Source organism: Methylicorpusculum sp. (assembly GCF_030651835.1).
Lineage (GTDB): Bacteria > Pseudomonadota > Gammaproteobacteria > Methylococcales > Methylomonadaceae > Methylicorpusculum.
Map to the genome: position 1 here is coordinate 1 of NZ_JAUSBX010000141.1, position 1,131 is coordinate 1,131.

At 50.1% G+C, this 1,131-nt stretch carries 1 protein-coding gene; it reads left to right on the forward strand.

Features of this window, described 5'->3' with window-relative positions; genetic code table 11:
* Positions 1-70 precede the first annotated feature (70 nt).
* Entirely contained in the window at positions 71-1,102 is a 1,032-nt protein-coding gene (locus tag Q7V32_RS18175) for an IS630 family transposase (RefSeq protein ID WP_304898398.1), read from the forward strand.
* The last annotated feature ends 29 nt before the right edge of the window (positions 1,103-1,131 follow it).

The window sequence follows — 1,131 nt, forward strand, 5'->3', positions numbered from 1 at the left end:
TATACTCCTCGCAAATCAAAATTAGGTTTAGGAGTAGGCGATAACCGACTGATTTGTTTATAATCAACCTATGTCAAATCGTTACCATCTAACACAAGAAGAACTCGACGAGCTGGAATGCGAGCACCGCCATACCAGCGACAAGCGGTATGCGGATCGGATCAAAGCCGTTTACTTGCTTGGCAGTGGCTGGCAAGTCACCCAAGTAGCGCAGGCACTGATGATTGACCGGGAAAGTGTACGCAACCATCACAAACGCTACCGCAAAGGCGGACTGATAGCCTTGCTTCGCAATGACGCAGGCGGCAGCGAATGCGCCTTAAATGACGAACAACGCCAACAGCTCACCGACTATCTGCAAAGCCATTTATGCCTGACCGCCAAACAGGTCGCGCACTATGTCCAACAAACTTGGCAAGTCACCTATAGCGAACGCGGGATCACTCAGCTACTGCACCGCTTGGGTTTCGTCTACAAAAAGCCCAAGCTGATTCCCGGTAAAACCGATGCAGAGCGGCAACGCGCGTTCATTGAAGAGTACCGTCAACTTCAAGAAGCGAAAAAGCCGAAAGACCGCATTTACTTCATGGATGCCACGCATCCTCATCACAATCCAATTGCCGGCTACGGCTGGATCAAGCGCGGGCAAGCCCACGAAATTCGCAGCAACACCGGTCGGCAACGGCTCAATATCAATAGTGTCATCGATTGCAGTGATCTCAGTGCCATCGTACGCTATGACGACTCCATCAATGCCCAGTCGACCATCAAGCTGTTTCAACAGATCGACTTACAAAATCCAGGGGCTGCGCGGATTCGTATCATCTGCGACAACGCTCGGTATTACCGGTCTCAGCAAGTGAAGGATTATCTGACAAATTCCAAGATCGAACTGGTTTTTCTGCCGCCTTATGCGCCTAATCTCAACTTGATCGAGCGATTTTGGAAGTTCTTCAAGAAAACCGTTCTGTATGGGCGCTATTACGAAACCTTCCCTCAATTCAAAACGGCCTGCGATCAGTTCTTTGCCGGATTGAATCAATACCACGCCTCGTTGCGCTCGCTATTGACCGATCGATTCCAGATCATCGGTCAGGGGTGAGTGCCGAAATTTGAAGTGCGGTGGGTATA

Coding starts and splice junctions, on each gene's coding strand:
- Q7V32_RS18175 (WP_304898398.1), top strand. CDS start 71: ATGTCAAATCGTTACCATCTAACACAAGAAGAACTCGACGAGCTGGAA.